Origin of the sequence: Boseongicola sp. (genome assembly GCA_014075275.1) — a bacterium.
In the GTDB taxonomy this organism is placed as follows: domain Bacteria; phylum Pseudomonadota; class Alphaproteobacteria; order Rhodobacterales; family Rhodobacteraceae.
In genome coordinates this window covers 577,803-603,545 of the sequence record CP046179.1, presented here as the reverse complement: position 1 = coordinate 603,545, position 25,743 = coordinate 577,803, and the positions used below count along the sequence as shown (strand labels likewise).

The 25,743-nt window shown below is 55.0% G+C and carries 25 protein-coding genes and 1 tRNA gene; 15 read left to right on the top strand and 11 right to left on the bottom strand.

Translation table 11 applies throughout. From position 1 onward, the window contains the following. The first annotated feature begins 223 nt into the window (after positions 1-223). A tRNA-Cys gene (locus GKR98_03085) sits at positions 224-297 on the top strand. Positions 298-371: 74 nt separating this feature from the next. Here GKR98_03085 and GKR98_03080 read toward each other — a convergent pair. Next, entirely contained in the window at positions 372-1,190 is an 819-nt protein-coding gene (locus GKR98_03080) for a tyrosine-type recombinase/integrase (protein QMU59945.1), read from the bottom strand. 389 nt (positions 1,191-1,579) lie between these two features. Next, positions 1,580-2,149, bottom strand: coding sequence for a hypothetical protein (locus GKR98_03075; protein QMU57280.1), 570 nt, complete (start codon positions 2,147-2,149; stop codon positions 1,580-1,582). 244 nt (positions 2,150-2,393) lie between these two features. Here GKR98_03075 and GKR98_03070 point away from each other — a divergent pair, with 244 nt between their 5' ends. Beyond that, positions 2,394-4,109, top strand: a complete 1,716-nt coding sequence (locus GKR98_03070; protein QMU57279.1) for a restriction endonuclease — start codon at positions 2,394-2,396, stop codon at positions 4,107-4,109. Positions 4,110-4,335: 226 nt separating this feature from the next. On the opposite strand, the gene GKR98_03065 is transcribed toward GKR98_03070, so the two are convergent. Then, positions 4,336-4,815: a hypothetical protein gene (locus GKR98_03065; GenBank protein ID QMU57278.1), complete on the bottom strand. Its 480-nt coding sequence runs from the start codon at positions 4,813-4,815 to the stop codon at positions 4,336-4,338. A gap of 73 nt (positions 4,816-4,888) precedes the next feature. On the opposite strand from GKR98_03065, the gene GKR98_03060 reads away from it, so the two are divergent. Together GKR98_03060 and GKR98_03055 are read left to right on the top strand one after the other, a co-directional pair. Then, a protein-coding gene (locus tag GKR98_03060; GenBank protein ID QMU57277.1) for an IS3 family transposase occupies positions 4,889-6,240 on the top strand; the annotation gives its coding sequence in 2 pieces (ribosomal slippage) (positions 4,889-5,224 and positions 5,227-6,240; 1,350 coding nt in all). A 226-nt stretch (positions 6,241-6,466) separates the two neighbouring features. Further along, entirely contained in the window at positions 6,467-7,477 is a 1,011-nt protein-coding gene (locus GKR98_03055) for a hypothetical protein (protein ID QMU57276.1), read from the top strand. On the opposite strand, the gene GKR98_03050 is transcribed toward GKR98_03055, so the two are convergent. The 6 genes from GKR98_03050 to GKR98_03025 all read right to left on the bottom strand — a co-directional run bounded on the left by GKR98_03050 (position 7,474) and on the right by GKR98_03025 (position 12,525). Further along, positions 7,474-7,935 (bottom strand): hypothetical protein, encoded by a 462-nt coding sequence (locus tag GKR98_03050; protein QMU57275.1) that lies wholly within the window; start codon positions 7,933-7,935, stop codon positions 7,474-7,476. The genes GKR98_03055 and GKR98_03050 overlap by 4 nt on opposite strands. A gap of 72 nt (positions 7,936-8,007) precedes the next feature. Then, the gene (locus GKR98_03045; GenBank protein ID QMU57274.1) at positions 8,008-8,640 is read right to left on the bottom strand and encodes a uracil phosphoribosyltransferase; all 633 of its coding nucleotides are present in this window, start codon (positions 8,638-8,640) and stop codon (positions 8,008-8,010) included. Beyond that, positions 8,641-9,624, bottom strand: coding sequence for an adenosine deaminase (locus GKR98_03040; GenBank protein QMU57273.1), 984 nt, complete (start codon positions 9,622-9,624; stop codon positions 8,641-8,643). It lies immediately after the preceding gene. Next, complete coding sequence (locus GKR98_03035; protein ID QMU57272.1) at positions 9,621-10,829, bottom strand: phosphopentomutase; 1,209 nt, start codon at positions 10,827-10,829, stop codon at positions 9,621-9,623. Before GKR98_03035 ends, GKR98_03040 begins: the two co-directional genes overlap by 4 nt. Beyond that, complete coding sequence (locus tag GKR98_03030; GenBank protein QMU57271.1) at positions 10,829-12,130, bottom strand: thymidine phosphorylase; 1,302 nt, start codon at positions 12,128-12,130, stop codon at positions 10,829-10,831. Before GKR98_03030 ends, GKR98_03035 begins: the two co-directional genes overlap by 1 nt. Before the next feature lie 2 nt (positions 12,131-12,132). Continuing rightward, the gene (locus GKR98_03025) at positions 12,133-12,525 is read right to left on the bottom strand and encodes a cytidine deaminase (GenBank protein ID QMU57270.1); all 393 of its coding nucleotides are present in this window, start codon (positions 12,523-12,525) and stop codon (positions 12,133-12,135) included. A gap of 225 nt (positions 12,526-12,750) precedes the next feature. On the opposite strand from GKR98_03025, the gene GKR98_03020 reads away from it, so the two are divergent. The 9 genes from GKR98_03020 to pncB all read left to right on the top strand — a co-directional run bounded on the left by GKR98_03020 (position 12,751) and on the right by pncB (position 23,288). After that, positions 12,751-15,042 carry an NADP-dependent malic enzyme gene (locus GKR98_03020; protein ID QMU57269.1) on the top strand — a complete coding sequence of 764 codons (2,292 nt, stop codon included), beginning with the start codon at positions 12,751-12,753 and terminating at the stop codon, positions 15,040-15,042. A 118-nt stretch (positions 15,043-15,160) separates the two neighbouring features. Beyond that, positions 15,161-16,450, top strand: coding sequence for a hypothetical protein (locus tag GKR98_03015; GenBank protein ID QMU57268.1), 1,290 nt, complete (start codon positions 15,161-15,163; stop codon positions 16,448-16,450). A 3-nt stretch (positions 16,451-16,453) separates the two neighbouring features. Further along, complete coding sequence (locus GKR98_03010; protein QMU57267.1) at positions 16,454-17,773, top strand: glycosyltransferase; 1,320 nt, start codon at positions 16,454-16,456, stop codon at positions 17,771-17,773. Further along, positions 17,773-18,102 carry a hypothetical protein gene (locus GKR98_03005; protein QMU57266.1) on the top strand — a complete coding sequence of 110 codons (330 nt, stop codon included), beginning with the start codon at positions 17,773-17,775 and terminating at the stop codon, positions 18,100-18,102. Before GKR98_03010 ends, GKR98_03005 begins: the two co-directional genes overlap by 1 nt. Before the next feature lie 48 nt (positions 18,103-18,150). Further along, entirely contained in the window at positions 18,151-18,573 is a 423-nt protein-coding gene (locus GKR98_03000; GenBank protein QMU57265.1) for a hypothetical protein, read from the top strand. Between the two features lie 42 nt (positions 18,574-18,615). Beyond that, complete coding sequence (locus tag GKR98_02995; GenBank protein ID QMU57264.1) at positions 18,616-19,605, top strand: hypothetical protein; 990 nt, start codon at positions 18,616-18,618, stop codon at positions 19,603-19,605. Between the two features lie 81 nt (positions 19,606-19,686). Beyond that, the gene (locus GKR98_02990) at positions 19,687-20,571 is read left to right on the top strand and encodes a hypothetical protein (GenBank protein ID QMU57263.1); all 885 of its coding nucleotides are present in this window, start codon (positions 19,687-19,689) and stop codon (positions 20,569-20,571) included. A 74-nt stretch (positions 20,572-20,645) separates the two neighbouring features. Then, positions 20,646-21,935 carry an aminotransferase class I/II-fold pyridoxal phosphate-dependent enzyme gene (locus tag GKR98_02985; GenBank protein QMU57262.1) on the top strand — a complete coding sequence of 430 codons (1,290 nt, stop codon included), beginning with the start codon at positions 20,646-20,648 and terminating at the stop codon, positions 21,933-21,935. A gap of 60 nt (positions 21,936-21,995) precedes the next feature. Further along, positions 21,996-23,288, top strand: a complete 1,293-nt coding sequence (pncB, locus tag GKR98_02980; GenBank protein QMU57261.1) for a nicotinate phosphoribosyltransferase — start codon at positions 21,996-21,998, stop codon at positions 23,286-23,288. Between the two features lie 11 nt (positions 23,289-23,299). Here the strand turns inward: pncB and GKR98_02975 are convergent, their stop codons facing one another. Further along, positions 23,300-23,995 carry a metal-dependent hydrolase gene (locus GKR98_02975; GenBank protein ID QMU57260.1) on the bottom strand — a complete coding sequence of 232 codons (696 nt, stop codon included), beginning with the start codon at positions 23,993-23,995 and terminating at the stop codon, positions 23,300-23,302. Between the two features lie 57 nt (positions 23,996-24,052). Here GKR98_02975 and GKR98_02970 point away from each other — a divergent pair, with 57 nt between their 5' ends. After that, positions 24,053-24,733 (top strand): hypothetical protein, encoded by a 681-nt coding sequence (locus GKR98_02970; GenBank protein ID QMU57259.1) that lies wholly within the window; start codon positions 24,053-24,055, stop codon positions 24,731-24,733. Positions 24,734-25,041: 308 nt separating this feature from the next. Continuing rightward, the gene (locus GKR98_02965) at positions 25,042-25,506 is read left to right on the top strand and encodes an MmcB family DNA repair protein (GenBank protein QMU57258.1); all 465 of its coding nucleotides are present in this window, start codon (positions 25,042-25,044) and stop codon (positions 25,504-25,506) included. On the opposite strand, the gene GKR98_02960 is transcribed toward GKR98_02965, so the two are convergent. Continuing rightward, positions 25,484-25,699: a hypothetical protein gene (locus GKR98_02960; GenBank protein ID QMU57257.1), complete on the bottom strand. Its 216-nt coding sequence runs from the start codon at positions 25,697-25,699 to the stop codon at positions 25,484-25,486. The genes GKR98_02965 and GKR98_02960 overlap by 23 nt on opposite strands. Between the last annotated feature and the right edge of the window lie 44 nt (positions 25,700-25,743).

The following is a 25,743-nucleotide window of genomic DNA, read 5'->3' as shown; positions in this document are numbered from 1 at the left end:
TCAGATTCGTTTTTCAACTTGAACCACAGAACGCCCGGGCGGGCAAGGTTGCGGTGGTTTATGCATCCGTTGGATCAGAGCATTGAGGTAGGCACGGCCAGGCTTTGGATCAACCGGGTCATGTGTGGAAGGATGAGATGGGATGTTTCGAGACCTGGGAAACGAATGCTGTCGTGTTGGGGGGTTGCGAGCGTTGGTATTTCTGCTAATCAACCGCCACTTCGGCGAGTTGGCGGAGTGGTTACGCAGCGGATTGCAAATCCGTGTACACCGGTTCGATTCCGGTACTCGCCTCCATTTATTTTCAAGCACTTGGCTGACCTCATAGATTACGCGCACTGCGCGGTTTACAGGGGCGTTTACATATCTGTTCACTGTCCACCCCTTTTCGCTTGCCCCAACTTCACCAGCACAGCGTCCGTTTCATCAGGCGAGACGCGGGCGTAGTGTTCGATGACGTTGGCGGCGTAGCGTAGCGACCACCCCATGTGGTTTGCAATCTGGGCCAGCGACAATCCAGCATTTAGAAGCCGGGTCGCAGCCGTGCCACGCGCGTCCTGAAGGCGTAAGTCCGGCGACAGGCCTGCCTTGTTGCGCCACTGGCGAACTCCCTCAGAAGCGCGGTGTTCGGTCAAGGGTTGCCCCGATGCATTCGTGAGTATGAGCATTCTGCCCTTCGGTGTCGCATCGATAACGTTGGCCAAAGCGGGCGTAATAGGTATGTGTGCGAGACGCTTGCGTTTGTTCGTGCGGACTCGAAGCCGACGACCCCCCGGAGTCGGCTCGACGTGGCGCACTGACAGCTTGATCAAGTCACCGACCCTAAGGCCGGATTCGGAGGCGACCGTCAGTATGCGGCTCGCCCATTCGGGGGCTATCGCGTCGAAAGCCTCACGGTCAGCAGTCGTCCAGACTATATCAGAGCGATCCACCTCATAGAGACGTGACAACTTATGGCAGTGATGTTCGGAAAGCTTGCCTGACTTTACCGCCCAATTCAGAACGCGGACGGCATGCGTGCCCGCCATGTCGTGTTGCTTAGGGGAACCCTTCCACAGCGCCCGCCACGCATTTACCTCGCCTCTCGAATTGCGCTCCTCGAATATCACCAATGGCGCATCTTCAAAGTGCTCCGCAAAACGCAACAACCATTTGCGCTGGTCCGCTTTGGAGCGTTCCCTTTTAGGCACGTCGGCACTACTCAAGAATTCGTCCACTACCTGTGGGACCAAAACCTTGGAAGGAGTGGGGCGTTGGACGGCTTCAGCGAACGCAATAAAGAAGTCAGGGTCGCTTGGATTTCGCTTCTCGTCCTCCCAAAACTTTGGACCTCTCCGCCAAGCATAGAAGTGAAAGCGACTTCTGCCGTTTGCCAGCTTGCGCCGCACCCGGTGGACACCCCTAGGTAGTTGCATTGCGCGTCCCCCTCCATTTTTCCAATGGGGTCAATTCGGACAAGTCGGAACCGTCCTGACTCCAATGGATTTCAGTCCCGTCCGCGCATCGGATTTTGCCTGTGGTAATTCCTTCTGCTAGGAGACCCTTGGCAATCGCAATGACATCTTTTGGATGCGGGACGTTAGGACGAGGCATTGCTATCCCCAGTGTTGTGGCTGCTGTTCTCAACATCAATGATGTCGGCTGCCCCAGCATCATGCGGGTAGGCCGCATCAAGAATCTCTTGCGCGTTCCAACTTAGACGCGAACAAACCTGCTGGAAAATCTGTGTGATATTGACCGCCAAGACGTGACCACCGAAGAACTCTTGCGGCGAACTCTCAAATGGACGAACCAATGCGACGTTGGGAGTGATCATAAGAAACGTCGTGCCATACCGATAATGAAAAGGGAGCATCGGCTTTCTCACCGGCCCTGATAGTTTTTCACCCCACCCTGACTGTCCAGACCCCGTGTGTGTAACAATTTCAGCGAAGCGAAGTGCGGCCTCCGGGCCTAACATGAATTCCCTGACAAGAACTTTCATCAGCGCGAAAAGGACAGCTTCGGGAAAACTGAAAAGACGGTGCTTACCCTTACCGCCCTCGGTCGCACCCATACCAAAGCGGCTTGACCAATTCTGGATTGTCTTGGCATCCAAATCCGCCAAGTCAGCTATCTCAGCGCTGGTAAATGTAGGCTCAGAATTCATACACAGAACTTACCATGAGTTTTTATGGAGTCAATAACTCATGGTAAGTTTTATAGTGGCCGCGGCTTGATTACGTAGCCTGCGGTGCTTTCGCTCATGTAAGCCCGAGTGGCCAATGGGTAATTCTATATATCTTCGCTGATGAGTATGTGTAGATTAAGAAACTTGGAGAACCGGCGCACCTTGGGCATAGTCCTATTCAACATAAAGTCTGATTTTCGAAAGAGGTTTTTTAAACGGGGCCATGGAAGAGATTAACGTTCACTCCAATAATCTGGAAAACATCATAATCGGTACTCTCGGGGCGAAGTGGAATGCCCAAGGCACACGAATTCTACGTTATTTCATAGACTTCAGGCATAAAGTGCTGAATTTACATAAGGAACTCAGTGCACCAGAACTCGACATATTACAAAACAAAGTCGATGCCCTCATGGCGTCGTGGGACAAAAAGCACCTTGATCTGCAGGCACGGAACCAGCGTGAAGCGGGCAAGGAACTTGCTGCGGATATGGAGGCTGAAGCGGGCGCTAGGCGTGACGAACTAAGGAGCATCCTAGGAGCAACTTTGAACCACGACGATACTGTGGACTGGGACGTTTTGAAGTCCCACGAGCCTTTCAAAGTTCCGCCATTTGCAGCGCCTCCGGGCAAACCCAAGGACGAACCACTTCCAGCAGAACCGCAAGTCGGTTTCTTTGACCGTCTGTTCGGCGGCGCGAAAAGGAAAGAGTCGGAGCATGCTGAGCGCTGTAAGAAGATCCGAGCGGCAAATCGGCAGAAACAGGATGAATACAAGAGGAAACTTAATGAGTGGGCGAATCGACGCTTAGAGTTTGACGCTGAACTGCAAACCCAGAATGCAAAGTACGAGGCTCGGCAACGCGAGAGCAATGCGGATGTCGACCGTCTGCAGACTGCTTGGGTAGACGGTGACCCAGAAGCCGTCATTGAGCATGCAAGTTTGGTATTGGATGCTTCGTCGTATCCGGATCTCATTCAAAAGGATTACGAGCTCGCCTATAACCCGGAAGAACGCACGATGGTGATCGAGTACCAATTACCCGATCCTGAGCAACTCCCCTTGGCGAAGACGGTTCGTTTCGTGTCTACAACCGGTGAACTAAAAGAGACGTCGATTAGCCAGAAGGAGGCACGGGAACTTTTTGACGATGTCTGTTACCAGATTTGTCTTCGTACGATCCATGAACTCTTCGAAGCCGACACCCCCGGTCACTTCCAGAATATAGCCTTTAATGGAGTTACCAACACAATCAACAAGGCCACTGGAAACAACGTCGAAGCAGTCATTATGTCCGTACTTGTAGGCCGAGAGGAGTTCCTAGCAATTAACCTAGAGCGCATCGAACCCAAAGCATGTTTCAAGACTCTTAAGGGTGTTTCTGCGGCTAGTTTGGCGGGACTAGCACCTGTTCCTCCCGTGCTTCGCATGGATAAGAGCGATCGTCGTATTGTCGATGCCCGGAGCATTGAGATCGACCATGACGGCGGAACAAATCTTGCCGCTATGGACTGGGAAGAGTTCGAACACTTCGTGCGTGAACTGTTCGAAAAAGAGTTCGCTTCACGTGGAGGTGAAGTGAAAGTCACTCAATCCAGTAGTGATGGTGGCGTCGACGCCATAGCGTACGATCCGGACCCTATTACCGGCGGAAAGATTGTTATTCAGGCCAAACGCTACACCAAGACAGTGGGTGTCTCAGCTGTCAGGGACCTTTATGGCACCACTTTGTCGGAGGGGGCGAGCAGAGGCATCCTTGTGACCACCGCCGACTACGGGCCAGATGCCCACAAATTTTGCGTTGATAAACCAATCACTCTACTCAACGGCGCGAACTTACTACATCTGCTAGAGAAGCACGGCATCAAAGCCACGATCAATCTCCGTGAGGCTCGCGCGGCGATGGGACTAGCAGGGGCTACTGCGGGCAAAAAGTAACGTGGTAATTGGCGGCTGCGTAAGATACGCGCCGGCGTGCTGACCCCCTACCCCGCTTCACATTTGCTCGCAGCGCGCATGCACCGAGGGCGTTGGGTTTCCACATCCCGATTGGCCGTTTGGAAGCTATCGCCCCCTACTTGGCGGATTAAGGCGTAGCTTGTGAAGTCTGGTGAATTGGACGCCCACTATCAGAAGCAGAATTCAGCTTATCGATAGTGCTCGATTACGCCCATGGCAGAGACTGGTAGAACTTATCGACCCGCGCGAAGCAATCATCAAAGTCTGGTAGTTCTTCGACCTCCAGCTTGAGTGTATCCCATTCGGACCGCGCACGTCGCTCGATTTCTGGGTTGGACAGTGAGTTTGAAGCGGGATGGATATCGCGCGCGTGGCACTTTTCAATTAGCAAGCTGTGTAGTTTTAGCTTTTCATCGTCATCCAGTGAGAATTTCGCGAGCAACGCATCGACGTCGTAGATGTCCTGCCGCCTGTAGCGGTTTCTAACTTCCTGTTGAAGCAGTGCTCGCAGCTTCTCGGCCAGCAAATCAAGGAGCGAGTACGCTCTAACCTCGCCGCCGGTTTCAGCAAATTTTACAACTTGAATTGAATCAACCGGTTCTCGAAAGCTGATATCAACTTCCAAGACATCAGACGCCTTGCCATCAAGGAAATTCGCCTCTTGTTTCGAACTGTCTGAAGTCAGCGCCTATGGGTCCAATTAGGTTAATTTGATAAGAGAGAGTTGTTGGCTCATCGTAACCACTGAGGAGTGGGACATGAGACAGACAACTGGAACTCGCAGGAGCCCCGGCGAGAAGATCGTCAAAGAGATCAAGCGCGCGACGCGCAAACAGTATTCGTCAGAAGAGAAGATCCGGATCGTGCTGGATGGCTTGCGTGGCGAAGACAGCATTGCTGAGTTGTGCCGTCGTGAGGGAATATCTCAAGGTATCTACTACAAATGGTCCAAGGACTTCATGGAAGCTGGCAAACGGCGGCTTGCTGGAGATACGGCGCGTGCGGCTACGACCGACGAAGTCAAGGACCTGCGCCGCGAAGCCCGAGACCTGAAGGAGGTCGTTGCCGAGCAAACACTGGAACTGCGTCTTCTCAAAAAAAGCATGACCGGCGGTGGGGGCGACCAAGAATGAGGTATGCTGCATCTGAGAAGTTGGAGATCATCCGGCTTGTTGAGGGGTCGCATTTGTCTGCTCGTCGAACATTGGCAAAGCTGGGCATCCCCCGCACCACATTTTACCGTTGGTATGATCGGTATCGGCAGCGCGGCGACGCTGGCCTTGTGGATCAAGCGCCTAAGCCCAGACATGTCTGGAACCGCATCCCCGACGAAGTCCGGCGCAAGGTCGTCAAGCTGGCGCTGCAGGAGACGGAGCTGTCGCCGCGCGAACTGGCAGTGACGTTCACGGATCGGGAGCGCTACTTCGTCTCGGAATCTTCAGTCTATCGGGCCCTGAAGGCCCACGATCTGATCACCAGCCCGGCCTTTATCGTGCTCAAGGCGGCAAACGAGTTCAAAGACAAGACCACTGCGATCAACCAGCTTTGGCAAACCGACTTCACCTATCTCAAAGTGCTTGGCTGGGGCTGGTTCTATCTCAGCACAATCCTGGACGACTACAGCCGCTACATCATCTCGTGGAAACTCTGCACGAACATGCGGGCAGAGGACGTGACGGACACCCTGGATTTGGCGCTACAAGCATCAGGGTGCGATCAGGTTCACGTCATCCACAAACCCCGCCTCCTCAGCGACAACGGGTCCAGTTACGTCTCTGGCGATCTGGCTGAATGGCTGCAGGACAAAGGCATGAAGCATTCTCGGGGCGCACCATATCATCCCCAGACACAGGGCAAGATCGAGAGGTGGCATCAAACCCTGAAGAACCGCATCCTATTGGAGAACTACTTCCTTCCGGGAGACCTCGAAACCCAGATCGAAGCCTTCGTCGATCACTACAATCACAAGCGCTACCACGAGAGCCTGAACAACGTCACACCCGCCGACGTCTACTTCGGGCGTGACAAAGCCATTCTAAGACAACGGGAAAGGATCAAACGAAAGACGCTCGAAGCGCGGCGCTTGCATCACAGACAGCGCGCCGCATAATAACATCAACCAGACGAGCCAAACTCTTTACTTGTTTAAGCAACTCTTGGTTCCCAAAACCCTGACGACGGACAGATAAATATAAATTTGCGGCCTGGCTAAATGATCATGCCCTATCTGTTCGCGAACGCGCCTCAACTGCAAGCCCCGGCAATTGTGAGTGTTCGTCGGATCAGCTAGTCTTGACGCAATAATCAAAACGCACGGGGCAGGCAGAGCAAATCAGGTGACGGTGTTAGATAAATACCAGCGGCTTGAAGCCGAAGGCATATGGCGCGCCGACGCTGACGCCCAACGACGCGATGTAATTGTGGCCATTGGCGACGCAACACTGACAATCACCGATCTTAACGAAGTCGCCCTTGCCCATTGGTCGCTGCCGGCGGTCAAACGCCTTAACCCCGGCGAGCGACCAGCACTATTCTCTCCCGGAGACGACGCACCCGAAACATTAGAGATCGCCGACGAAACCATGGTGGACGCCTTGCGCAAGGTCTTGCGGGCAATCCGGCGAAAGGGTGCCCATCCCGGGCGGTTGCGCGCCTTGATTACCATCAGCGTTCTGGCGACCATTGTGCTTCTATCAACGCTTTGGCTTCCAGGCGCCTTGGCGCGTTACACAGCAGCCATCGTGCCCGAAGCGGCCCGCAAACAGGCGGGTGCCGATCTGATGGAAAACGTCGAACGTCTTACCGGGGCACCATGCCTTGATCCATCTGGTCGAGCGGCTCTGCGTGAATTCCAGACCCGTCTTTTCCCGTCCCGCCCGCCAACGCTCCATGTCCTGCCATCTGCGGTTCGAACCACCCAACATCTTCCTGGCGACATTATTTTAATTAGTCACACCCTTGTTGAGGACTTCGAAACTCCTGATGTTCTCGCAGGTTTTATCCTTGCCGAAGATCTTCGAATTTCTGCTCAAGACCCTTTTGAGCGAATGATGCACGACGCCGGAATAATCGCAGCTCTTCAGCTCCTAACGAAAGGAACGCTGCCAGACACTGCGTTGGTGCGCCACGCTGAAAAACTGGTGGCATCAACCCCAGCAGCTGTTCCAATTCGCCAATTGGCCAATAAGTTCACCGGGGCGCAGACTTCACCCATAGAATACAGTGAGGTTGCTGGGCTATCTGACGCAGATCAGGAAATTCTGGAAGAAAACGCCGGGATCAATGACCCGCAGCCGCTCTTGTCAGACAGCGCGTGGATTGCCCTTCAGCACATCTGCGAAAGTTAATTGCCCGTCCACACCATAGGCGCGTCGGTTGACCAAACCCGTGCCATCGCAGCATCACCCGCCGCTGTTTGTGGGCCACGATTTTTGTTCAACCGATCGTCACTCCAAACTTTGCGATATCCGGTTGGGGCGCTTTTTGGTACAGAAGTCATCGGAGCTTTCGCAATACTGCGCTTTGGCGCGACGCTGACAGGCACAGGTTGACTGACCACAAGCCGCTCATTCGCCTTGGCAAATGTCGGCGTCTCATCGCAGATTTGTTGGCGAGCGGCGCTCAATCGCGGTGCCCAGACGACTTCACCATTCAACTCGGTCTTGGCAAATGCACAGCCTTGACTGTCAACAAAGCCCACGCTTTTGTAGCCTGCGGGCGGCAATTCTGCCGGGGCATTCGCTGCCTGGGTTGTCGTTGCCGTTACCATGGCCACAGCCGAAATTACTGCCAGATATGTGCGCATGTCTGCCCTCAATGCCAATATGTTGTGGTCAGGATGGACTGACGTGCGATCTCTGTAAAATGGTTCTGCGCACTATTTCGTGCCGAACATCCTGTCTCCTGCATCACCAAGCCCCGGCACAATATAGCCAAGCTCGTTCAACCGCTCGTCCAAGGCAGCCGTCACAACCGGCACATCGGGATGCGCTTCTTTCATCCGAGCAACCCCTTCAGGTGCTGCCAGCAAACACAGAAACCGGATGTCGGTTGCGCCTTGCTCTTTGATCAGATCAATCGCCGCGGCCGAACTGTTACCAGTCGCCAGCATTGGATCAACGGCAATAACCAACCTGTCCGGCAGTTCGCCCGGAAGTTTGCAGTAATATTGTACAGGGCGCAGCGTTTCCTCGTCCCGATAAAGGCCGACAAATCCAACCCGCGCCGATGGGATCAGATCCAGCATCCCGTCCAACAACCCGTTCCCGGCCCGCAAAATTGATACAAGTGCCAACTTGCGGCCATCCAGAACCGGCGCGTCCATCGCCATCAGTGGTGTCTCGATCTGGCGCGTCGTCATCGACAATTCGCGAGTCACCTCATAGGCCAGTAGATGACTAATCTCGCGCAGCAATTGACGAAACACCGCCGTCGACGTGTTCTTGTCGCGCATAAGCGTCAGCTTGTGCTGTACCAGCGGATGGTCAACGACTGTCAGATGTTGGTCCATTTAAGTCTCCAGTTTTTTCAGGATGGCCGATCTTGTGTCTGCGTCACAAAAGGCAGCGTTGGCACTTTCAACAGCGATCTCGTTAAAAACGCTCTCGTCCCAATCAAATGTGTCGGCCAACCGGTCATATTCGTTATTCATTGTCGTGTGGAAAAACGGCGGATCATCGGTAGATACCGTAACTTTGCATCCGGCACCTCTAAGCCGCTCAATCGGATGATCCCGCCACGTCGGATAAACGCCTAGAACCACGTTTGATCCCGGACACACCTCCAGAACGATGCCGTCCTCGGCAATCCGATCCACCAAAGCCGGGTCTTCAATTGCCCGAACACCGTGTCCAACTCGCTCGACGTGCAAATCATCAATCGCGTCGCGAACGCTTTCAGGTCCACCCCATTCGCCCGCATGGGCAGTCAAACGCAAACCGGCCTCTTTGGCGCATTCATAACCCCATGAAAAATCGCTCAACTTGCCAGAGGTCTCATCTCCGCCAATGCCATAGCCTACAATCCAATCCCCGGCGGTCTCAGCGGCACAAATGGCCGTCTCGCGCGCCTTGTCAGGTCCAAAATGGCGAATGCACGTAACGATCCCACGCAACACTATGCCATCTTTCGCCTCGGCCGCATCCGCCGCCTCTTGAATGGCCGCCAGATATTCTTTCCAGGCCCCAACATCGCGCCCGCCGCAAAAATCAGGACTTAGAAACGTTTCGGCATAAACCACCCCGTTGGCAGCACATTCCTCCAAGACGGCAGTCGTCAGGCGGGCAAAGTCTTCCGGCGAATTCAATACAGACGTTGCCGCCTCATAAACCCGCAAAAAGTCCCAGAAATCCTTGTATTTATAGGCGCCGCGCTCATCGAAAATGCCCGAAAGATCGACACTCTTTTCTGACGCCAGACCCCGAATGAAAGCAGGCGGCGCAGCGCCTTCAAGATGCAGATGAAGCTCGACTTTAGGCAACGAACTGAAACTCACAGAAAACTCCTTCCCGGCCCGATCGACGGAACCGAAAGATGCGCCGCAATAGAAGCCGCAACATCGACAAACCCAATCTGACCAGCATCCTTGATACCCGCGCCCATTCCCAAAACCGGAACACGTTCGCGGGTGTGATCGGTGCCGATCCAACTAGGGTCGTTGCCATGATCTGCTGTAAAGATCATCAGGTCATCTGGACGCATCGCAGCACGCAGGCGCGGCACCTGAGTATCGAACCACTCCAGCGCCCGCGCATAGCCTGAAACATCGCGGCGATGGCCATATTGCGTATCAAACTCGACAAAGTTCGCGAATGTAAGGCTGCCATCTTCGGCGCTTCCGACATAATCAAGAAGATGCTCCATCAGGTCGGCATCCCGGCCTTTCTTATTCTCATCAATGCCACGCATCGAAAAGATGTCGCCGATTTTGCCAACAGCATAAACCTTGCGCCCTGCCCCTGACACCCAATCGCACAAGGTCGGCGACGGCGGCGCAATGGCAAAGTCCTTGCGGTTGATTGTTCGCTCAAACGTGCCGGGTTCGCCAAGAAATGGGCGCGCAATCACCCGCCCGACTTTCATGTCATGCAGCATCGGCGCCAGATTGCGACACATATCCAACAGGCGATCCAGACCAAAGCGTTCTTCATGGGCCGCAATCTGAAAGACACTGTCCACCGACGTATAGCAGATCGGCCAACCGGTCCGCAGGTGCTCGGCCCCCAACTCTTCAATGATAGCGATTCCAGAGGCATGACAATTCCCCAATATGCCACCTGTAACTGCAAACCGAATGGCGGCCTCAGTCACATCTGGCGGAAATGTCGGTGTCGCCTTTGGAAAATACGTCCAATCCCAGGGCACTGGCACGCCTGCCAACTCCCAATGTCCTGACGGAGTATCCTTGCCCAGCGACACTTCAGTTGCCGCGCCCCAAAGCCCCTCTGCACTATCGCTAAATCCGGGCAAAGCCTGCCCCGACGCCAATTCGATGGCCTGCCCCAATCCAAGTTTTGACAGGTTCGGCACATTCAACGGGCCGCTACGACCGTCTTCGGCAATACCGTTCCAACAATCCTCGGCAATATGCCCTACGGTGTTAGAACCGGTATCAGGCTTTTCCTGATTAAAGAACTTGTCCGCATCCGGTGCGCCCCCGATCCCGGCGCTATCCAAAACGATCAAAAAAGCGCGCGGCATCAGCCTATTTTCTCCCAGATCAAAGGGCTAACTTCCCCTATTTCGCCAAACCCAATCGCGCCCAGAAATGCTTTTTCGGCATCTGCGGCGGCACGCGCGCTGGCGGCATGCAACCGCGCCAATGGTTGGCCCTTTTCAACGCTGGTGCCCAGATCAACGATCTCCGAAAACCCAACGGACGGGTCAATTCGCTCGCCGCCCTTCAGCCGACCGCCGCCCATGTGGACAACCGCCATCCCAATGGCTTTGCCATCAATTGACGCAATCTGCCCCGACCCAGGGCTTTCAATGTCACGGATAACATTTGCTTCGGGCAGCCGTTGCCGCCATTGGCCACTGAACGCCGAAGGCCCACCAAGAGCAGCCACCATTTCATCAAATTTTTCAGTAGCTTGTCCGCTTTCCAACGTGTCCCGCAACTTCATCGCCGCCTTGGCTACGTCAGCTTCAACATTCGCAAGAACCAACAGCTCCGCCCCAAGGGTCAACGACAACTCAATAAGGCGCGAGTTTTTTGGCGCTGTCAGAGCCTCCATGACCTCAACCATTTCAAGCGCGTTCCCGGCAGCTGAAGCCAAAGGTTGGCTCATATCCGTAATCAACGCAGCCGATTTGCATCCGGCTCCATTTGCAACGCTCACCAAAGAGGTCGCCAAGGCACGGGCTTCCTCGACTGTCGTCATGAACGCGCCCGAACCGACTTTCACATCCGACATTAAGCCGAAAAGCCCGGCTGCAAGTTTCTTCGATAAAATTGAAGCGGTAATTAAATCGATGCTTTCGACAGTCGACGTCACATCCCGCACAGCATAAAGACGTCGGTCCGCCGGGGCGATATCAGCGTTCGCCGAAACAATGGCGCAACCAACGTCCCGTGCGATCTTTCGAAATTTCGTTTCATCCACATCAGTCGAAACACCGGGAATGGCTTCCAACTTGTCCAGCGTCCCGCCAGTGTGCCCAAGCCCCCGGCCCGAGATCATCGGAACATAAACACCGCACGCAGCCAACATCGGCGCCAGAATCAACGACACACAGTCACCGATACCGCCTGTAGAATGCTTATCAACCACCGGCCCCGGCAAATCCCAGGTCAGCACATCGCCCGAGTCACGCATCGCCAACGTCAAGGCGACTCGTGCTTCCTCAGACAATCCCTGAACGCAAACCGCCATTGCAAATGCCCCGGCCTGAGCGTCTGAAACCCCGCCAGTAGATAACCCTTTGGCGAACCAGCTCAATTCCGCCTGGGTTGGCTCACCCCGGTCGCGAACTTTGGTAATGATCGTACGCGCGTCCATTCTCAGACGTTGTCCATGTCGCCAGCCTCAAACGCACCAGGCAGTAAATCCGCCACGGCCATGTCCTGGCGCACACCATCAACAGTGCCCATCGTCACCCGCGCACCTTTGGCTGCAAACTCCGCCAGTTTTTGACGGCACCCACCACAGGGTGCCACCGGACGGGGACTGTCCGCGATAACCGCAACCTCAGTAAATGTGGTTTCACCCCCAGCCACCATAGCGGCAATTGCTCCAGCTTCGGCACAGGTCCCCTCGGGATAGGCTGCATTTTCGACGTTGCACCCAACAAATACTTGCCCCGAGGCCGTCTTTAACGCCGCCCCAACTTTGAACTTTGAATACGGTGCATAAGCATTCTGTCGCACCTTGGCAGCGTCATCAATCAGGCTCATTGGGCAATCCTTTTGGTCTCGGTTCAGGGTGCCGAATGGGCGCGGCAATGGCAAGGGGCGGCAAGATGTAATCTGCTGCCAATCACTGCAATCCAGCGACCAATGAATAACCGCGCTTGCTCTTCCCGCCGCGACACAGCAAACTGATAAAAATACGCATTTCAGACTGAATTACTGGCCACGCCCAAATTTAGTTTAGCGTTAAACAATATGGGAGTGACAGGGATGACCAGCGATCCAAGACAATCGGCACTACGCCAGGAGGCTCTGGACTATCACGCTCATCCTAAACCAGGAAAACTGGAAATCAGGGCAACCAAACCCTTGGCAAACGGCCATGACCTATCCCGCGCTTATTCTCCGGGTGTCGCCGAAGCCTGCCTTGAAATCAAAGCCGACCCTATGACGGCCAACCTATACACCTCGCGCGGCAATCTTGTTGCGGTCGTGACCAACGGAACTGCGGTTCTGGGCCTTGGCAATATCGGCGGACTGGCCTCAAAGCCAGTCATGGAGGGCAAGGCCGTTCTGTTCAAAAAATTCGCCAACATCGACTGCTTCGATATAGAGCTGAACGAAGCCGACCCCGAGAAAGTTGCCGACATCGTATGCGCCCTAGAGCCGACCTTTGGCGCCATTAACCTTGAAGACATCAAGGCACCGGATTGCTTCATCGTTGAAAAGCTCTGCCGCGAACGCATGAACATCCCTGTATTTCACGATGACCAACATGGAACCGCTATTGTCGTTGGGGCCGCGGCAACCAACGCCTTGCATGTGGCAGGCAAAGATTTCAAAGACATCAAAGTGGTATCAACCGGCGGCGGCGCCGCGGGTATTGCCTGCCTGAATATGCTCCTGAAACTGGGCGTTAAGCGCGAAAACGTCTGGCTCGTCGACATCGAAGGGCTGGTCTATGAGGGTCGCGAAAGCGACATGACCCCTCAAAAAGCCGAGTATGCGCAGCCGGGTGGGCCACGCTCACTTGCCGACGTCATCGAGGGCGCAGACATGTTCCTGGGGCTTTCCGGCCCCGGTGTTCTGACCCCCGAAATGGTGGCGAAAATGACGTCTCAGCCGATCATTTTCGCTCTGGCAAATCCCACACCGGAAATTATGCCCGATGCCGCACGCGAGGTTGCTCCGGATGCAATCATCGCCACTGGCCGTTCGGATTTTCCCAACCAGGTCAACAACGTGCTGTGCTTCCCTTTCATCTTCCGGGGTGCGCTCGACATCAACGCAACCGAGATTAACGATGAAATGAAACTTGCGTGCATCGACGGCATTGCCCAGCTTGCCCGCGCGACAACCAGTGCCGAAGCCGCCGCCGCCTATAAAGGCGAGCAACTGACTTTCGGCGCAGACTATCTTATTCCGAAACCATTTGATCCGCGTTTGATGGGTGTCGTTGCCTCTGCGGTTGCCAAAGCCGCGATGGACACAGGCGTTGCATTGCGTCCCGTGGAGGATTTCGAAGCCTACAAACAAAAACTCGACGGTTCCGTCTTCCGCTCAGCTCTTATCATGCGACCTGTATTCGAAGCCGCCGCAACCGCCCAGCGCCAGATCGTCTTTGCTGAAGGCGAAGATGACCGCGTTCTTCGTGCCGCCAACGCTATGCTGGAAGAAACCATCGACAAGCCAATCCTGATTGGCCGCCCTGATGTCATTGAAAGCCGGATTGAGCGCATCGGTCTGCCAATTCACGCGGGCGTCGATTTCGAAGTCGTCAATCCCGAGAACGATCCGCGCTATCGCGAGTATTGGGAGACATACCACAGCCTAATGGAACGCCACGGCGTTACTCCGGATCTGGCCCGCGCAATCATGCGCACGAATACAACCGCTATTGCCTCGGTTATGGTCCAGCGCGGGGAAGCAGACAGCCTGATCTGCGGCACCTTTGGCCAGTACCTTTGGCATCTGAAATATATCAACGAAGTGTTGGGCAAGGACAAAGGTCTTCACCCGATTGGCGCGCTCAGCTTGATGATCACCGAAGACGCACCACTATTTGTCGCCGACACGCAGGTACATCCCGAACCGACACCTCAGCAAATAGCCAATGTCGTCATCGCAGCCGCACGTCATACTCTGCGCTTCGGCGTTCGCCCCAAAATTGCTCTTTGCTCTCATTCCCAGTTCGGCAATCTCGACTGCGAATCCGGACGGACCATGCGGGCCGCGATGGACATTTTGGACAGCGAACCGCGCCCCTTCGATTACGAAGGCGAAATGCACGCCGATGCAGCGCTCGATCCAAAACTTCGCGCTCGCATAATGCCACGCGCGCGTTTTGACGAACCGGCAAATGTGCTGGTCTTCGCCAATACAGATTCTGCCTCAGGCGTGCGCAATATCCTGAAAATGAAGGCTGGCGGGCTGGAAGTGGGGCCGATCCTGATGGGCATGGGCAACTGCGCACATATCGTCACGCCGTCCATTACAGCGCGCGGGCTTTTGAACATATCTGCCCTCGCTGGCACACCCGTTGCGCAATATGACCAGCGATAAATTTCGCTAAATCCTAAACATTTATCGTCTTTCAGGGCAGGAATCCGGCGGTAAATTTGGCTTAAATCAACATTATCGGCCTAATTCGGATGCATATGCACTCGGGATTTGGTGATGGATGTTAGGAAGCCGTAAACTTCGCATTGCAACTGCGATTTTCGTGCTGGTGGCCGTTTTCCAACTTCTATGGCCAAGCGCCACAGGGTTCGTATCGACGTTCGCGGTCGTCAATGCACCGGTGGTCACCGTGCGCGCACCAATCAATGGCCGCATCGTCATGGCCACCAACGGTATTTCGTCGCCGGTGACTCGTCAGAAGGTTCTTTTGGATATCGAAAAGACATTCGATGCCGCCCCGGACATTGCCCGGCTGGATGGTCAAATCCTATCAACACAAGTCAAAATCGCCGCGCTTCAGGCCGAGGAGGCGGCGTTGGAAACGACCATCTCAACCCTGCGCGCCCGCGCCGATATCGAACGTGGCATAGAAGTTCGGTTCTTGAATGCCAAACTGGATGAAGCGCGGGCATTACGTCGAATGCGCGTGAACCAGCGGCAGCGCTCCGAAAGCGAAAAAGCGCGGCTGGAAACCTTGGCAGAACGCGGCGCAGTGACCCGCGAAAAACTGGTAACCGCAACCTTCGCGCTTGAAAGTTTAGCAGCACAAGTTGCAGTGCAGGACGCAACAATTTCCGCCCTCGAGATCGAGCTTGAGGCTATCTCAAACAGCTTTCCTTCACCCGCTGGCACCGGTCGCCGTGCCGAGGGGTTTGACCGCATCGATGATATGTTGCGCACTTTAGCCGATGTCCGCACCCGCCGCCGTTCGGCGCAGGGCGATCTATCGGGTTGGCAAACCCATCGGGAAATTCTTGTTTCGGATCAACAGAATACCGACAGGTTTCGCCCGGTTTCCCGCACCAACGGCGTGGTTTGGACTGCCTCCGCCGCCGCTGGCAGTAGCATAACACTTGGCTCTGACATCATGCAGGTGCTGGATTGCGAACGCCGCTTTCTCGAGGTGGTGTTTTCCGAGCGCGCCTTTGAAAGCATCCCGGCAGGCACATTGGCCGAGGTTCAATTGCGCGGCAGCACCGACGTTTTTCATGCCCGCGTCATTTCTCGTCATGCCGAAGCACTGGGATCGGCACAATCCGCTGTCGACGCCGCTGTGCTGGAACCTCATGAAAACGGTGGCGTGAAGGTCTTCGTTGCACTGGACCCCACCGACACGACCGATCCTGCGGTCAGCGCCGCTTTTTGCGATGTCGGCCGCACGGCAGAAGTGCAAATTAGCGATCCCCGTGTATCTGACTTTTTGGCACCCCTGGAAAACTGGATCAGTCGCCTGCGCAAAGCCAGCGGTATTGATGTTGCTTTTGCAAAGCTGTCGGGCGGCCCGGGCTAACCCATGGACCAGTCACTTGTTCCGGCGCTTTTGCTGTTCTTTCTGGCGCTGGTCATGCCCAAGTGGTCGCCAAATGCGCCGTTGCGCACGGCCATAATGGTGCTTGGATTTACCACCCTTTTGGTCATCTACCTACATTGGCGCATTCTCGAAACCGTGCTTCCGGCAAATGACATTTCACTTCGCAGCGCCTTTGTCTGGATCGTCTTCCTTGCCGAACTGTGGCTCTGGTATGAAACCCTGCAACTGGATCTCATCCTTCTGAAACGCACAAATCGATCCGCCGAAGCTGATGTCCACGAAGCGCGCTTGCGCCGCACACCACCCCAGGTATTGCCAACCGTCGATGTCTTCATTGCCACCTACAACGAACCCGAAGACGTGCTGGAAAAAACCATTGCCGGCGCATTGGCGCTCGATTGGCCAAAGGACAAACTTTTCATCCACGTCCTCGACGATGGTCGCCGCGATTGGCTTGCCAAATACTGCACCAATCGCGGGGTAAATCATCTACTACGCAGCGATAATTCCCATGCCAAAGCCGGAAATATCAATGCCGCCGTAAAGAAGACGCATGCCGACTTCATTCTCATCCTGGATGCCGATTTTGTGCCCCAAAACCAGATGCTTATGCGGGCGATGGGGTTTTTCAGCAACCCCAAGATCGGCATCGTCCAGATGCCGCACCACTTCTTCAACAGCACACCGCTTCAAACCAATATGGATATGCGCTCAACGCTACCAGACGAGCAGCGGTTTTTCTTTGATGTGATCCAACCCGGTCGCGACGGGTGGGATTGCGCGTTTTGCTGCGGGTCCAACGGCATCATTCGTCGCACTGCACTTGAAGAAATAGGCGGTGCGATGCCTACTGACTCCATCACCGAAGACATGTTGCTGACGCTCGCATTCCTGCGCCTTGGATACATTACCCGCTATTTGGGTGAGCGTTTGGCAATCGGTCTGGCCCCCGAAACGCTGGACGCCTACTTCGTCCAGCGCGCCCGTTGGGCCCAGGGCGGCGTCCAGCTGCTCTATGTCAAAAACGGCCCCTTCGGTCCGGGGATGACACCGCTCCAACGGCTGTTTTTCAATCCCAGTCACTGGCTCAGCCAATCCCTCTGCCAACCCATTGCCATGGCGACACCGGCGATCTTCCTGCTCACCGGATATCCGCCTTTGATAGACGCTTCGTTGTCGGAAATATTGTCGCTGCAAATTCCAGCCGTCATGGCGGCACTAATCTTCATGAATTTCCTGGCCCCCGAGAATTTTCGCCCATCGCTTCGACCGTCGAAGCGGTCTTGCAATCGTTCCGCCTGATGCCTGTCGTTTTGCTGACGCTCGTGAAACCCAAGGGCCACAGCTTCAAAGTCACTCCAAAAGGCAGCGACGCTGGCCTGACCCACGAAGATCGCTTCACCATCCTTGTAGCTCTCGGCCTGATTTTCGCGACCGGGATCGGTATTTTCCTCAACACAAACTTCGCCACACGCATCGTCACCGAAGCCAGCCTGCTACCAGTTGTAGCTTTCTGGTCGATCTTCAACATGTTGATATTACTGATCGTTGTCACAATTTCCGTGCCCAGGCCGGTGTCGCGCGCAGAAGAACGCTTCGCCATTTGCGAACCCTGTCGCATTGTAACCTAAACCGGGGAAATAACTGGCGAAACGGTCAATATCTCGCTCTCTGGTGTATTGGTCGAGATTGATCAGATGCACAGCGACACCAACTTGGACCAGTTGAATTGGGTCGGCGTCGAATTGCCGTTTGTGGGCATCATCCCCGCCTATCGCCGACGCACTTTCTCAGTTGGCGGTCGCCTGCGCACCGGTTTTTCCCTGCATATCCAGTCCGGTCCAACGCGGGATCGCCTTATTCAACGACTGTTTTCAACCGGCCAGCAAAACGAACTGCCACCGGCGGATGAAACCAACACATTCATAACTATGCTAACCCGCGTCTTTGGACGCTCTGCGAAAGTGTTCAAAGCACCCAAAGTCGCCCCTCCGCCACCCCCACCGGACTGGCTCATCAAACGCATCGGCACATTCACCGCGCCTGATGCGCCAGACGGCCCGCCGAATGAGGGTTTGCGCCGCCATACCCTCGCGATATGATCTTTTAAACCCAGCGACGAGAAACGGCTGAACCATACGGAAATGCCCCACAAGCACCCTTCCCTCCTGATCGTCGCCCAATCCGGCCGCTTAACGTATGAAGCCGTGCTCCTGGCGGCTTCGCTGCGGCACTCGGCACCGAACTTCCAAGGGAAATTGATTGTTGCTGAACCAGAGGCTGGCAATCGCTGGCCGGAAAACCCCGGCATCGCCGATCCTGACGCGCGAGGATTCCTGACCAATCTGGGTGCCGAGATCCGACAGTTTGAATCTCGCCATTTCGGGGCGCAGTATCCCATCGGCAATAAAATCGAAGCCCTGCAAACATTAGATAAAGACGAACCGTTCCTGTTTCTGGACAGCGACACCCTGATCACCGGACCCCTGGATCAGATCCAATTTGATTTTGATCGTCCTGCCGCGTCGATGGCGCGCTCCAATACATGGCCCGAACCTCAACTTTATGGTCCGGGCTACTCCGAGATCTGGCAATGCCTTTATGATAGGTTCAACGTCGCTTTCGAGCCGACTTTGGACCTGACCCAACCCGACGAACATTGGGAGCGTTATTTATATTTCAACGCCGGTTGGTTTTACTACAAAGACCCTCTCGTGTTTCACGACTTAATGATTGAAGTAATGACCAGTATCCGTGACGAACCTCCGATCGAACTTGCCTGCCAGTCTCTATTCCCCTGGCTCGATCATATCGCCCTTCCCATTGTCATTTCCAAGCTCAATGGCGGGCGACCGGGGCCCGAACTTGATGGTCTCGACGGTGCATTGACGTGGCATTGGCGTGCGCTACCATTACTTTATGCTAAAGCTACACCACTGCAACTGCGCGAGTTCCAGGCAATTACCGCCCCAAATCGCGTTAAGAAAGTTTTAAAGCAATACGAACCGTTTCGCCGTATGATATACCAAAATCGCGGTGACCGAGTAAGCGCCCTTTTTGATCGGGGCGGGTTACCCAAGAAAGAGCGTGCTATTAGAGCGCGCATAAAGCGCAAGAACCTTTGGATGCGATAGCGCGCAATACTCTGCAATGCTTCAATTCCCGTCACTGCAATCGACTGCGGCCGCAAATTGCCGATGAAAGGAAGTAACTACATGGGCAAATACGGGAACGCTGATGACGTAATCGACTTGATTGCGGCAAGCCTTGTGCCAGGCCGCCCGGACGTCACGCGACATTTGTTCAACGCAGTGGGCGCAAGGGCCCCCGATGTTGTCTGGTCGCCAAACGATGCTGAACTTCGCAATCCACTTCTTCGCCAATTTGCCGAGATCTGCAGTAAGTATCACGATGAAAACGGAAATATATCTGCCAATGCAATCCGGCTGGAAGATTTCGGCGGCCTGACCGATTGGATCATGCTCATCGATGTCTTGGATCAGGGTCAGGATTTCCGATACACTTTCTATGGGCCCGAAATTGCTGACTACTACGGCCAGGACATGACCGGGCAGCGAACTTCCGAATTCGGCGGACACATCTCGACATTCTTCGGTGGCCTATACAAGGCCATCATGCGACGGGGCGAAACGGCCTATTCAGAACATGAACCGCCACAGAATGTGTTTGTCCGGGTTTGGCAACGTTTGATCATCCCGCTCGTTGACGAAAATGACAGCGTAATTCGCTTCATCGCCCTGAATGTTCCGGAAAATGAACTGCGTACAGGCCTGGAATTTATGGTCGATCCGGTCATGGTTCTGACAGACTCACGCAAAATCGTTTACACCAATCGCGCCGCCATGGTGCTCTTTTCAATGACACGACCGCCCCGTGGTGCGCAGTTCGAAGAAGTCACGGACATTGGCTTTGAAACTGAACTTTCTCTAACCGAAATGCTAAGCCAACATCGCGTCGATGACACGGTGCAATTGGTAGTTCGTGGTGCCATGGTCGAGCGACTGGTTATGACAGTCAGCGCGGCGCAGCACCGAAACGCTGCATTCTACGTGGTTGTGCTGCGAATAATTGGCAGCTAACGCGGCAATCTCTGTATTTGCAGTAGCTTGACAGGCCGACTAATGTCCCCCTGACAATTAAGGGAGGGACAAGAATGTCCGACAAGCCACAAGGTTTTGATACGCTACAAATTCACGCCGGCGCGAACCCGGATCCAGCGACCGGTGCACGTCAAATACCGATCTATCAAACAACCGCTTACGTTTTCAAAGACGCTGACCACGCTGCGCGACTCTTCAATCTTCAGGAAGTCGGTTACATCTACTCCCGCCTGACCAACCCGACCGTTGGGACGCTGGCTGAGCGGATCACACATCTCGAAGGTGGCGCGGGTGGTATCTGCTGTTCCTCGGGTCACGCTGCGCAACTGATGGCGCTGTTCCCGCTCATGATGCCCGGATGCAACATCATCGCGTCTACACGCCTTTATGGCGGCACCTACACGCAGTTCACACAGACCATCAAACGCTTCGGCTGGTCCTGCAAATTTGTTGACTTCGACGATCTTGATGCTGTCCGCGCCGCTGTTGATGACGACACACGCGCCATCTTCTGCGAATCTATCGCCAATCCGGGCGGCTATATCACTGACCTGGACGCCATCGGCGCCATTGCAAATGATGTTGGCCTGCCACTGATCGTAGATAATACCTCTGCTTCGCCTTATCTCTGCAACCCGATCAAACATGGCGCAACACTGGTCGTCCATTCCACCACCAAATACCTGACCGGCAACGGCACTGTCACGGGTGGTGCCGTCATTGATAGTGGTCAATTTGATTGGTCGGCATCCGGCAAATTCCCCTCTCTGTCTGAACCGGAGCCCGCCTATCATGGCCTGAACTTCCACGGTGCACTGGGCGCAATGGCCTTTACGTTCCATTCCATCGCCGTCGGACTCCGCGATCTCGGTATGACGATGAACCCGCAAGGCGCGCACTACACGCTGATGGGCATCGAAACCTTAAGCCTTCGCATGCAGAAACACGTTGAAAACGCTGAAAAAGTCGCAACATGGCTGGAGAACGATCCTCGGGTGGGAAAAGTCACCTATGCCGGTCTGGAAAGCTCGCCGTACTACGGCCGCAAGGATAGTATCTGCCCGAAAGGTGCAGGCGCTTTATTCACCTTTGCGATTAAGGGTGGCTACGACGCCTGCGTGAAGCTCGTCGACTCGGTCGAGCTGTTCAGCCACGTCGCCAACCTCGGCGATGCACGGTCGCTGATTATCCACTCGGCCTCGACGACGCACCGCCAGCTTAGCGATGAACAACGCGCGGCGGCGGGAGCAGACCCGAACGTCGTTCGTCTGTCCATCGGCATCGAAGACCCGGCAGATATCATCGCTGATCTGGATCAGGCGCTGGCAAAAGCCACCGCATAATCTCTTGCGGCGGGGCCAGATCGGTCCCGCCGCCCCTCGTCGTAAGCGAAAGTATGTTCAATGGTTGATATCGCCACACGCGTCTGGAACCATAAGTGGAAAATCGATCCGATCGTGCGGTCGCTGATCGACGATGACTTCTACAAATTGCTGATGTGCCAGTCGGTTTTCCGCAATCATCCCGATACCCGCGTCACCTTCAGCCTGATCAATCGCGCCAAACATATCCGCCTGGCCGACATGGTCGACGAAGGTGAATTGCGCGAACATCTTGATCACATCCGTTCGCTTACACTCAGCCGCGGCGAAAGCACTTGGCTGCGCGGCAACACCTTCTACGGCAAACGCCAGATGTTCCGCCCCGATTTCATGGAGTGGTTCGAAAATCTGCGTCTACCTCCCTATCACCTTGAAATCATTGACGGACAGTTCGAACTGACCTTCGAAGGCACCTGGGCCGAAGTTATGCTTTGGGAAATTCCCGCACTTGCGACATTGATGGAATTGCGTGGCCGCGCCGTCCTGAAAGAGCTGGATAAGTTCGAACTGCAGGTCCTTTATGCCCGCGCCATGACCCGCGTTTGGGAAAAGGTCGAAAGCCTGCGCGATGTGCCCGACCTTCTACTGGCCGATTTCGGCACCCGCCGCCGCCATTCCTTCCTTTGGCAAGACTGGTGCGTGCAGGCGTTGTCTGAAGGTCTGGGCCAGTCCTTTGTCGGCACATCCAATTGTCTGATTGCGAAAAGCCGCGATCTCGAGGCAATCGGCACAAATGCCCATGAACTCCCCATGGTCTATTCGGCACTCGCCGAAACCGAAGAAGCCCTGGCCGACGCGCCCTATCGCGTCTTAGCTGATTGGCAAGAGGAACACGACGGCAACCTGCGCATTATTCTGCCCGATACCTACGGCACCGAACAGTTCCTGGCCAACGCCCCCGATTGGCTGGCCGGTTGGACAGGTATCCGCATCGATTCAGGCGATCCCGCAACTGGCGCAGAGATTGCAATCCGCTGGTGGAAGGAACGCGGCGAAGACCCATCGGAAAAGCTGATCATCTTTTCCGATGGCCTCGACGTCGACAAAATCGTCGATCTTAATCGCCAGTTCGCCGGGCGCACGCGCGTCAGTTTTGGTTGGGGCACGATGCTGACAAATGATTTCCGCAACCTTGTCCCTGGCGATGGCCTTGCTCCGTTTTCGCTTGTCTGCAAAGCCGTCAAAGCCAACGGCAACCCGACCGTCAAACTCAGCGACAACCCCAACAAAGCCATGGGCCCCGCAGACCAAATCGCGCGCTACAAGCGCGTTTTCGGGGTAGGCGAACAGGCCAAACAAGACGTCGTCGTTTAATTCCCGCCCACCTAAGCGGCCACCGAAACCGTCGCCGTGATCGGCAAATGGTCTGACGCGATCCGCGTGGTTTTCGTTTCGATAACCGACGCGCTGTCCAACGCGGCCCCATGTCCAACTGCAACCCGATCCAGCGCCGCAACCGGGCGGGCGCTGTGGAAGGTTCGCCCCGGTGCTTCAACGCGAAAATCCCCCAAGCCCGAAAAATCCGCCTTCGCCGACCATTCGTTAAAGTCTCCGATTACCACGGTCGGGCGCGGCTCCTTGTTCTTTAGGAGCGAACCAATCTCTAAAAGCTGCTGCTGCCGCGACTTGCGAAGCAACCCAAGATGCACAGCCACAATCCGCAGTGACATGCCTCTGCCGGATACATCCGCCAGCAAAGCCCCACGCGGTTCAAGCCCGGAAAGTTGCAGCCTATGCACGTCTTCGCACCGCATTTCCGGCCCCAACAGAACAGCATTTCCATGCCACCCCAAACTCACATTATTGCTGACGGCATCGATCGGTTCATACGGCGTTTCCGCCTTCACCAGCCAATGTGGCAACGCCGCAGGACGCCGCCCAAGACGGCGATCTGCTTCCTGTAACACGACAATGTCTGCCTCAAGATCAGACAAAACGCGCGCAATGCGCCTTGGGTCGCGGCGGCGATCCAGTCCAACACATTTGCGAATGTTCCAGCTTGCCAACTGAACTTGCATCATGAGCCTTCTCTCAATAATCCTCTGTTAAACTCCAACTCAAAACACCACATTGGCTTCATGAAGTTCGACAACGTGCCATATCTGACCTGGGCTGTTTGGATCATTCTGACGGCTGCCACGATCTTTGCTATCACAACCAAACACTGGTCGAATGTCTTCGTCATCGTCACCGCACTGTTCCTGACACTCCTGCCATCACTTTTTTCGCAACGTTTCAAAATCACCCTGCCGCTTAGCTTTCTGGCGGCAATCTCGGCGTTTGTCTTTGCCACCTTATTCCTTGGCGAGGTCTTCGATTTCTACAACCGATATTGGTGGTGGGATGTGCTATTGCACGGGGCGTCTGCCGTAGGCTTTGGAATCATTGGATTTCTTTTCGTTTTCTACCTGTTCCAAGGTGACAAATACGCCGCCCCACCCTGGGCACTGGCCGTCATTGCCTTCTGCTTTGCCCTCGCTATCGGTGCCATTTGGGAGATTTTCGAATTTCTCGCCGATCAGATTTTTGGCATGAACATGCAAAAAAGCGGCCTCGTGGACACCATGTGGGATCTCATGGTCGATACAGTCGGCGCCAGCATCGGCGCACTTTCCGGTTTCCTGTGGATGAAAGGCCAGCATTCCGGCTTGTCCGGTATGATCGATGAATTCATCAACCTGAACCGCTCGGGCTATCAGAAACTGCGAGATCGCGCGCGGGCGCGCAACAAATCCGACGAAACGCCGCCGGACACCTGATCGGAAATCTGGGATTATGTGACGGGACCACCACGACCGTGGAGGTGCTTAAAATTCCCGAGGACCTGATTTAACAGGTGGGCGCCAGGTAAACGGACCAGGATCCGGACAGAGCCAGCTCCCTCGGAATTGAGTAAGGCCACCGGAATTTGACCCCGGCACAAGAAGGGCAGTGCCCGTCACCGTTCACAAATAGGGTGCACCCAAGACCACGGCAAGGGGCGAAACGCGCCCAACGGCAAGATGTTGCGTCGTCAACATGTTGCATCGACTTGCAAAATGTTTCCGTTTTGTTCACAATTCGACATATGCCCGACGATCACCCCATCAAAACTCTACAACCCGGCCAACTCCTGGCCCGTGGAGTATGCCGCCACCTCGTCGGTCATGATTTTGTGACTGTTGAAGAACTTATTCCAACGTCAGGTCTCCGGGTTGATGTCATGGCCATGGGTCCAAAGGGCGAGGTTTGGATCATCGAATGCAAATCCAGTCGCGCGGATTTCCAGACCGACAATAAGTGGCAAGGTTATCTGGAATGGTGCGATCGTTTCTTTTGGGCCGTCGACGAACACTTCCCAACCGATTTATTGCCCGAAGACACCGGTCTGATCATCGCCGATGCCTACGATGCTGAAATTCTGCGCATGGGACCGGAAGATAAACTTGCCGGGGCCCGCCGCAAGGTCATGTTGCAAAAGTTTGCACGCCACGCCGCACGGCGTTGGCACGCCGCTCGCGATCCCGGTATCAGCTCTTCCTGGGGCCCTTAGCGCCTTTGCTGGCAACAGCCCGCGCCCGCGCAGCGGCGGCGCGAATTTCTTCCGCTATCTCTTCGGCCTCTTCTGGCTCGAAATCCATGGGAATTTCCAGCCCGGCCCCTTCGACATAGATCCGAACCATCCCAACCGACGTTGGTCCAATCTGAATATTGGCTTCAATATCGCTTTCTTTGTCGATGCCCATGGCGCTTTCCTGACGTTCTGACCTGCGCGACCTAACGCGCAACC